The following is an 8505-nucleotide window of genomic DNA, read 5'->3' on the forward strand; positions in this document are numbered from 1 at the left end:
GCCAATTGGGATATCGGTCCCGGACCCAGTCCGGAATATTGAGCGCCTGATCGGCCAGAGAGGCCAGGTTCCCGGCCAATCCGCCACCGGGCGAGAGCAATACGGCGACAGAGACGAGCGCATACTCCACCGATCGCACCGGCGACCGATAATTCGCCCGGTCATACCCTTCAGACCAGGTGTACCCGGCATATGGCGAATCACGTTGCTCCACAAGATCATTCTAGGGGGCGAAAGCGGACCAGTGCGGCGGTGCTGGTCACCCAGCCCCTGGATCGTACGGGCACGGTGAACGAATCCCAGACCGGCGGGTCGACTATCGCCTTTCTCGGCCAGTTCGCCGAATGTTCTGAGAACATCAGCTTCACCCGCGAGGCGCGCGGACGGAACCGGCCAACGCTGGAGCATTGAAGATCAACGGCTGAGCCGATCCGGGGTCGGCGGGGGTCGGCGGAAAGTCCGCACCTGCCGTCAGCGTGTGGCTCACTGTGTGGCGGAGGCACGGATGCGAATGGATGCTCCGGCCGCACGAAGAGAAGCCGCCAGAGCTTCCATCTCGACCCGGGTTCCTTCCAGCCCCTGTTTGCCAAGCTCGTTCGCCAGGGCCCGTGCCTCGGCGAGGGGCAGAGTCCGAACTGTCCGAAGCGCGCGCATCACCTCGGCGGGCCTGACGTTGTCGCCGATGAGATGCATCGTCGCGGGACCATTAGCGGCCAAGATAGCCGCGCGCATCCCGGCAAGCGGTGTTTCGTAACCACATTCGTTCCAGCGGCTGCCGCATCTCGGACACTCGCCTTCGAGCTCCCACTGGTGAATGCCAGCCGCGAATACTTCGACGACAGTGGCTTCCATCTGCGCCCCGCACTCGATGCATTCGATTGTGTAGGGCGCGGTTTCGAACACTGTGTCCATCGCATCGAATCCTAGATTCAGCGTCGTACCCAGGTGCGCACAGAACGCCCTGAAAGCCTCTGACAAGGCTGTTCGGTTTGGCCACTGGTGGACCGACACCGCTACGAGCGATCTCCCCGAACCTCACCCGCATACCTTCAGGTCGACAGACGGCGACAAGGTCGGGAGTACTCAGCGAGGTAAAGCGGACAAAATCCCGCAGTGAGTACTCCCGAACCTTCAATCACGCGCACCAGATTGGCGATCGACGAACGCACTCACATGCTGAACATTGATGCGATCAATTTCGAAGTGATCGAATTCTCCAACGCTCCCACACCGTGGGATGAACTGTCGGACGATGGGTATTGCGGCGAGTGGTCCCATAAGGAGTGTGTTCGAGCTGTAGCGCAATGGGATGCCACGACCGTCGAGCAGCGGTCCGCGCTCAAGTCTGGCGATCTCGGGGTCGTCGCGAGCGCCATCGAGTTGGCCAAGGTGGCAGCGCAGTCGCCCGCGTACGGGGTAGTGGGGTTTTTCCACACCTGACGGGGATTGGGGCATCGACGCGCTATGCCGCATGCCACGCTGTCCGAACCGGGCGTGGTCTGGGTTGGAATGCCAGGGGGAACAGTGCCGTACGGTCTACCGTTGACCTTTGGAATCGCATTCGTAGGGCGACGTCGGTAGGGTCCCGCCATGACATCGAAATGGGCCGTGGGCGACAAGTGTGAACTACCGGCCACTGCTGCCCTCTGGCTGTGCGATGAGCCGCAACCAGGGATAGTCCTCGTCGAGTTCGTCGATGCCCTTGGTCGCCCCCACTGGTTGATCGACAAGTGCGCAATCTTCGGAGGCGACCTGTCGCCGACCTCGACCTACCCACGCCTCACCCGAATTATGTGTGCGATTGAGGAGATCAACGGCGACATCGCCACGGTCAGCCCGTGGTGGACGATCAGCCGACGAGGTCTCCCGTTCGCCTTCGATGTCCGACTGGAGGTTCTTATTCCGGTGACCACGGACTGGCAATGAACCTGGACGTCGGCAACGAGCGATCCACTGACGAACATCGCTCCTGCCGCGTGGCGCGTTGACCGAATCGGCCTGCGCAGCGCGGCGGAAGATCAACCAGCCGTTGCTGATCCGAGGCCGGCCACTATCCGCAAATGTCGAATTGCGGTGGATGCGGGGGCGCAAATTCATGTGCTCGCATCCGGTTCCAGCACGGAAGACGTCAGGCAAGTTTTGGATCTATCAGCAGCACCACGCGGTCAGCGGCTGGGCGAAACCGAATACCGGGTGACGGGTGGAGGTGGTGCTGAACTCTGAGCACATGGACACAGGCTTGCCCAACCGCCGACCGATCGTGCACGGGAAAGCGCACAGAGTGTCCACCCCGACCTGGCCCGGTAACTCGCGAAGGTCGACATCGAATTCCATATCGGCAGGGTGCGAAAAGACCTGGGCGGCAGATGGCAGCGGCGGCTTGTCGAATCTCTCGAAGTACTCCCACGCCCGGGTCGAAGGAGTTCTTGACCTCGCTCCACTGCAGAACCGTCAACTGTGACAACACCTTTCGATGCGACTGCGAGTTCCTAGTCGGAACCCGTTGCGGTCCTGGTGTTCTGGTCCTTCGAGTCGGCCGGTGAGATCGTCGGGTATGGCGGGTAGGGCGTCAGGACGTCGCGAGGCGGTTGGCGAGGATGGTGGCTCGGGCGAGTTGGACCTTGCGGGCTTGGCCGGAGGCGAAGGACATCAGGCCGAAGGGGGTGCGGAGGCGGAGTTCGTCGTCGACGCGGGTGCCTTCGGGGGTGGGGGTGAGGTCGAAGCGGTAGGCCATGTGGACGCCGCCGGGGCTGTTGACCTCGCCCCAGACCGAACTGGCGGGGGTGCCCTCCAGCGAGACCCGAATGCGGTTGTCGTACTTCAGCGACAGCAGGCGGAATCGTTCGACTGCCACGTAGGAGCCGTCCTGCACGTCCTCGACCGCCACCACCAACGGGGACAGGCCGATGTAGTTCTCCGGCCGGGTCAGGTGGTCGTACGCCGCCTGCGCGGGGGCGGTGATGGTGAACGTATTGCGGAGGATCTTTTCGGGCATGGCCGAACTCTAGCGGGAGTCCGGGTCGTCGAGCAGGCCGAGTTGGGCTGCGCGGACGCCGATCTGGAAGCGGCTGTGCACGCCTAGGCGGGTCATGAGGTCGGCGAGGTGGCGGCGGTAGGTGCGCAGCGACAGGCCCAGGCGGCGGGCCGCGGCCTCGTCGATGAGGCCGAGGTTGAGGGTGTTGAGGATGGCGCGATCGGTGTCGCCGATGACCACGGACGCGGCGGGTGCGGCGAGCCCGTGCCCGGATTGCCAGCTCAGCAGCGCGAATTGGTGCAGCGCCGACAGCAGCGCCGGTTCACGCACCAGGTAGGCGTACGGGTGCCGAGCCCCCGCGCCGCTCCACAGCACCGCGACCGTGCGATCGATGATGAGCGCATTGTGGAAGTCGTTGTCGACCACCCGGATTTGTGCACCCCGCGCGGAATGCCGCAGCAGCGGTTGACGATCGCGGATCTCCAGATAGTCGGGGGAGTACAGCAGCCGCACCCGAGCGCCCGCCGTCAGCAGATCGTCGACCACCACCTGCCCGAGCCGCAGATGATCGCTGGACGGCGCGGGATTGGACACCGCCACCACCGCCTCGTGCCGGGCATGGCTCAGCAGCCGGTGGACATCCCGATCCCAGTGGCCCTCCTGGCTGAACCGGACGATCCCGCCGCCGTGCTTGTGCATCACCGCCCCCATCGTGACATCGGACCGCGGTCGCGTGCTCGAATGGCAGCTTGCTGCCACACACGCGGATCCGGCCTCGCCGATTCGTAGTTTCGGCTCATGCACATCAGTTTTAGCGAAGACCAGGACCGGTTGCGCAAGCAACTGCGGGAGTATTTCGCCGATCTCGTCACCCCCGAGGTTCGGGCGGGGTTGCGGCCGGGACCGGGCGGCGAGCACGGCGACGGGCGCGTCTACAAGGAGGTGGTCAGGCAACTGGGCCGGGACGGCCGGCTGGTGCTGGGCTGGCCGCGAGAGCATGGCGGGCAAGGCCGTTCGATGCTGGACCAGCTGATCTTCCTGGACGAAGCCGCCGCGGCGGGCCTACCGCTGCCGTACCTCACCGTCAACACCGTCGGCCCGACCATCATGCGCTACGGCACCGAGGCACAAAAAGCTGACTTCCTGCCCCGGATCGCGCGCGGCGACGTGCATTTCGCCATCGGCTACTCCGAGCCGAGCGCGGGCACCGATCTCGCGTCGCTGCGCACCCGCGCGGTCCGCGACGGCGACGAGTACGTCATCAACGGCGAGAAGATGTGGACGAGCCTCATCGAATACGCCGACTACATCTGGCTGGCCGCCCGCACCGACCCGACGGCGAGCAAGCATGCCGGACTGTCGATCTTCATCGTCCCGACCACGGCACCCGGCTTCTCGTGGACCAAGGTGCACACCATGGCAGGGGTCGGCACCAGCGCCACCTACTACTCCGATGTCCGCGTGCCCGCCACCAGCCTGGTGGGCGGCGAGAACCAGGGCTGGTCGCTGATCACCAACCAGCTCAATCACGAACGCGTGGCCCTCGCCTCGGCCGCACCCTTGCAGGAATCGCTGCGACAGGTGACCGCGTGGGCGCGCGACACCGTGCGGCCGGACGGCACCCGCGTCATGGACGCCGAATGGGTGCGCCTGCATCTGGCCCGCGTGCACGCGCACGCCGAATACCTGAAACTGCGCAACTGGCGCACCGCCTGGGCCGCCGACCGCGGTGAACTCTCACCCGCGGACGCCTCGGCCACCAAGGTCTTCGGCACCGAGTTCGCCCTCGAGGGCTACCGCCTGCTCATGGAGGTGCTCGGCGCGGAGGCGGTGCTGCGCGCGGACTCCCCGGGCGTGCCGCTGGCGGGACGCATCGAACGGCTGCATCGCGCCGCCCTCATCCTCACCTTCGGTGGCGGCGTCAACGAGGTGCAGCGCGACATCATCGCCAAGACCGCGCTGGGCCTGCCGGTCACCCGCTGAATACAGGAGTAGCACAATGGATTTCGAATACACCGAGGCGCAGCGCGAACTCGCGGGCCTGACAAGGGAACTGCTCGCGGACTGGACGCAACGCCACCCCCGGCCCGACACCGGCTTCGACCCCGAACTGTGGAAAGCCATGGCGGACAGCGGACTACTGGAGGCCGCGCTCCCCGAACGCGCGTACGGCGGCGGCTACGGACCGCTCGAACAGTGCGCGATCCTGGCCGAGATCGGCGCGAACCTGGCCGCCGCACCGTATGCCACCAGCATTGCCGTCGGGGCGGCCACGCTCGCCGAATTCGGCGGGGAGAGCCAACTCGAACGCTGGGCAGCTCCGCTGCTGCGCGGCGAAGCCACGCTCGCACCCGTATTGGCTCGCGAATTCGTGGCTTTCGAGGCCGAGCGGGACGGCGGCGGCTGGCGGGTCACCGGCGCTCGGTCGGCGGTCGCGGCGGCGGCTTTCGCCGACGGCTTCCTCCTCGAGGCCCGCGCGGGCGCGAATTCGCTACTGCTCCTGCTGGACCGGGACACCGAGGGCCTGACCGTCACCCCGCAGCACACCGTCGACGGCGCCGACGCCGCCCTGCTCGAACTGCGAGAGGTGTCGGTGCCCGCCGAGAACGCGCTCACCGCACCGGGCGCGGCGGCCTTCGCGGCCCGGCGCGCCACGCTCGTCACCTGCGCCCACCAGCTCGGCGTGCTCGGCCGCGCTCTGGAGATGACCTGCGAATACGCCCGCACCAGAAAGCAATTCGACAAGCCGATCGGCGCGTTCCAGGCGGTGCGGCAGCGCCTCGCGGACGCCTACATCGACGTCGAGGCGGTCCGGCTCACGCTGTGGCAGGCGGCCTGGCGCGAATCACACGGTCTCCCGGCCGATTCCGAGCTCGCGGTGGCGAAATTCTGGGCCGCGCAGGCCGGGCATCGCGTCGCCCACACGGCCGTGCACATCCACGCCAGCACCGGCATCTACCTCGACTACCCGATGCAGCGGTATTTCACTGCCGCCAAACGCGGCGAATTCGAATCCGGGACGGCCACCGCGCAGCTGCGCCGCCTGGGCCTGTGGCTGGACGGGCGAACTGTGCCCGGGACAGCGGATGCGGTTCCGGAGACACCGCCGCCCACCCTGGCGACGGCTTCCGGACCTGCATGAGCCGTATGCACACCCCTCGTACGCAAACGGGTCATGACCTCATCACGTGAATGCCCCGGGTGTTGCAGCCCCGGGGCACCCACGTGCAGGGACATTCCCACGACCCGATAAATATCGAATAAACGCGCTCTACGAGGTCGCCGGTCCCGGTGCGAACAGGGTCGCGAGGGTGGGCGCGGGCAGTCCGGCGCGCCGGAAGATCTCGGCGGCGTCGGCATGCTCCCGGGCCGCCTCCTCGACCTCGCCGCGGGCGGCGCGGGCCGTCGCGCGCAGCGACAGCGCGCGAGCCCGGTCGAGGGGATCGGCGGCCTTGCTGAGCAGCCGCAGCGCCTGGGTCGCCTCGTCTTCGGCGGCGGCATGGTCCTCGGCCCGCAGATGGATCTGGGCCAGCCGGGTGCGCGCCCAGCCCTCCCACAGCCGCACCCCGTTGCGGTGGGTCATCGCGACCGCGTCCTCGGCCAGCGCCAGCGCCACGTCGTGCTCCCCGAGCATCGAACGGGTGGCGGCCAATTCGTGCGTGGCCCATCCCAGCGCGACCGCGTTGGAGGACTCCCGGGCCAATTCGATGGCCCGCTCGGCCACCGCCACCGCCTCCGCGTACTGACCGGACTCGCACAGCGTGCGGGTGGCCAGCGCCAGAATCCACGCCTCCAGCGACCGATCGTCCAGCGACCGGGTCCATGCGATCGCATTGGCGTAGTGCCGATGCGAGTCCTTGGTATTGCCGATCCGCCGATCCGCCACCCCGAGCAGAATCTCCGCCAGCACCTGCAACCGGCGTTCGGCGTCATCGGCGGGCTGCGAGATCGGTTGCAGGAATTGCAGACTCGCCTCCACCTCGCCGAGCCCGATCTGCATCATCGCACCCAGCGCCACCCGGATGCGCCGGGCGCTGGCGTGGTCCTCGATCCGAATCGCGGTGTCCAGCAGCGCTTCCAGGCCGTCGGCGAGCTCGCGGGCGCGGCTGCCAGTGTCCATCAGCTCCGACATCACCCAGGCCAGATCGGCGGCCAGCGCCACCGCGCGGCCCCCGATGCGCGCCGCCTGCCGGTGCAGGGCGATGATCACCGGCCGCTCGATATCGTTCCAGGACTGGCCCTCCGCGCCGCCGGTGAAGGCGTGCCCGGCGGCCATGGTCGGCACCAACAGCAGCGTGGTGTTGCTGTAATCCAGTGCGCCGAGCAGGTTCTTGGTGCTGGCCAGGTAGTAGTCCAGCAGCCGGACCACGATCTCCGACTCCTTCTCGCTGGCGTCGCGGCCCTCGGCGCTCCCGGCCAGCCTCGCCGCGAACAGCCGCAGCAGGTCGTGGAAGCGGTAGCGGCCCGGCGCGGGCGTCTCGAGCAGGCTCAGATCCACGAGCGATTCACACAGCAGTTCCGCCTGCGGCACCGGCACGCCCAGCAGCGCGGCCGCGCCGTCGACCGGGAAGTCCGGCACGTCGGCGCGCGCCAGTGTGCGAAACGCCCTGGCCTGCTCGGGATTGAGCTGCCCGTAGCCGAGCCGGAAGGCCGTCTCCAGGGTGAGGTCGCCGGTCTGCAGCACCTCGAGCCGCCGGGTCTCGTCGGCCAGCCGCGCCACCAGCGAGGCGATGGTCCACTGCGGCCGCACCGCCAGTCGCGCGCCCACGATGCGCACCGCCAGCGGCAGATACGCGCACTGCTCGATCAGGGCGTAGGCCGCATCCCGTTCCCCGCCAACCCGTTCCGCGCCGAGAATGCGGATCAGCAGCGTCATCGCCTCCTCGCGCTCGAGCACGTCGAGGCGGGTGCGGCGCACCGCGGGCAGTTCGGTGAGCGCGGAGCGGCTGGTGATGAGCACGGCGGTGCCGGGTGTGCCCGGCAGCAGCTGCGCCACCTGGGCGCTGTCGCGGGCATTGTCGAGCACCACGAGAATCCGCTTGTCGCTCAACATGGTTCGCAGTTGCGCGGCCCGATCGTCCACGGCGGGCGGGATATCGCCCTCGGCCACGCCGAGCCCGCGCAGGAAACCGCCCAGCGCGTCGCCCGGCGGCACCGGTTCGGGGTCCACGCCGCGCAGGTTCACATACAGCTGCCCGTCGGGGAAGCGGTCGCGCAACCGGTGGGCGACGTGCAGCGCGAGGGTGGTCTTGCCGACGCCGCCCATGCCGCCGACCGCGGAGATGGCCACCGCCGGTCCGCCGCCGGTGAGCTGGGCCGCGAGTTCCTCGGCCACCCGGGAGCGGCCGGTGAAATCGGCGATGTCGGGCGGCAATTGGGCCGGGGTGGCCACGGTGCGGGCGGGGCGCAGCACCGGCGGCAGTTCGGCGCGCAGGATGCGCGCGTGCACCTCGCTCAGTTCCGGGCCGGGCTCCACGCCGACGCCGTCCACGAGCGCGCGCCGGGCGCGGGCGTATTCCTCGAGCGCCTCG

The 8505-nt window shown here is 68.1% G+C and carries 9 protein-coding genes; 5 read left to right on the forward strand and 4 right to left on the reverse strand.

What is annotated here, in order from left to right:
• Positions 1 to 252: 252 nt before the first annotated feature.
• Positions 253 to 411, forward strand: a complete 159-nt coding sequence (locus ACWELQ_RS29670) for a hypothetical protein (protein WP_452400334.1) — start codon at positions 253 to 255, stop codon at positions 409 to 411.
• A gap of 72 nt (positions 412 to 483) precedes the next feature.
• Here ACWELQ_RS29670 and ACWELQ_RS29675 read toward each other — a convergent pair whose 3' ends face one another.
• A complete protein-coding gene (locus ACWELQ_RS29675; RefSeq protein WP_452400335.1) occupies positions 484 to 912 on the reverse strand; it encodes a hypothetical protein in 429 nt (142 codons plus the stop codon).
• Between the two features lie 201 nt (positions 913 to 1113).
• On the opposite strand from ACWELQ_RS29675, the gene ACWELQ_RS29680 reads away from it, so the two are divergent.
• Together ACWELQ_RS29680 and ACWELQ_RS29685 are read left to right on the forward strand one after the other, a co-directional pair.
• Positions 1114 to 1440, forward strand: a complete 327-nt coding sequence (locus ACWELQ_RS29680; protein WP_452400336.1) for a hypothetical protein — start codon at positions 1114 to 1116, stop codon at positions 1438 to 1440.
• A 150-nt stretch (positions 1441 to 1590) separates the two neighbouring features.
• Complete coding sequence (locus ACWELQ_RS29685; RefSeq protein ID WP_452400337.1) at positions 1591 to 1926, forward strand: hypothetical protein; 336 nt, start codon at positions 1591 to 1593, stop codon at positions 1924 to 1926.
• Between the two features lie 643 nt (positions 1927 to 2569).
• On the opposite strand, the gene ACWELQ_RS29690 is transcribed toward ACWELQ_RS29685, so the two are convergent.
• Both ACWELQ_RS29690 and ACWELQ_RS29695 read right to left on the reverse strand, forming a co-directional pair.
• Entirely contained in the window at positions 2570 to 2995 is a 426-nt protein-coding gene (locus tag ACWELQ_RS29690) for an SRPBCC family protein (protein WP_452400338.1), read from the reverse strand.
• Between the two features lie 9 nt (positions 2996 to 3004).
• Positions 3005 to 3676, reverse strand: coding sequence for a hypothetical protein (locus ACWELQ_RS29695; protein ID WP_452400339.1), 672 nt, complete (start codon positions 3674 to 3676; stop codon positions 3005 to 3007).
• Between the two features lie 96 nt (positions 3677 to 3772).
• On the opposite strand from ACWELQ_RS29695, the gene ACWELQ_RS29700 reads away from it, so the two are divergent.
• Both ACWELQ_RS29700 and ACWELQ_RS29705 read left to right on the forward strand, forming a co-directional pair.
• On the forward strand, positions 3773 to 4957 hold the full coding sequence (locus ACWELQ_RS29700; protein ID WP_452400340.1) for an acyl-CoA dehydrogenase family protein: 1185 nt from the start codon (positions 3773 to 3775) through the stop codon (positions 4955 to 4957).
• 16 nt (positions 4958 to 4973) lie between these two features.
• On the forward strand, positions 4974 to 6116 hold the full coding sequence (locus ACWELQ_RS29705; RefSeq protein WP_452400341.1) for an acyl-CoA dehydrogenase family protein: 1143 nt from the start codon (positions 4974 to 4976) through the stop codon (positions 6114 to 6116).
• A 129-nt stretch (positions 6117 to 6245) separates the two neighbouring features.
• Here the strand turns inward: ACWELQ_RS29705 and ACWELQ_RS29710 are convergent.
• A partial coding sequence (locus ACWELQ_RS29710) for an ATP-binding protein (protein ID WP_452400342.1) occupies positions 6246 to 8505 on the reverse strand: 2260 nt, incomplete at its 5' end.

Source organism: Nocardia sp. NPDC004722 (assembly GCF_053601505.1).

Excerpts from the sequence above, each read along its gene's own strand:
- ACWELQ_RS29675 (WP_452400335.1), bottom strand. The coding sequence starts at position 912 with ATGGACACAGTGTTCGAAACCGCGCCCTACACAATCGAATGCATCGAG.
- ACWELQ_RS29705 (WP_452400341.1), top strand. The coding sequence starts at position 4,974 with ATGGATTTCGAATACACCGAGGCGCAGCGCGAACTCGCGGGCCTGACA.
- ACWELQ_RS29700 (WP_452400340.1), top strand. The coding sequence starts at position 3,773 with ATGCACATCAGTTTTAGCGAAGACCAGGACCGGTTGCGCAAGCAACTG.
- ACWELQ_RS29690 (WP_452400338.1), bottom strand. The coding sequence starts at position 2,995 with ATGCCCGAAAAGATCCTCCGCAATACGTTCACCATCACCGCCCCCGCG.
- ACWELQ_RS29685 (WP_452400337.1), top strand. The coding sequence starts at position 1,591 with ATGACATCGAAATGGGCCGTGGGCGACAAGTGTGAACTACCGGCCACT.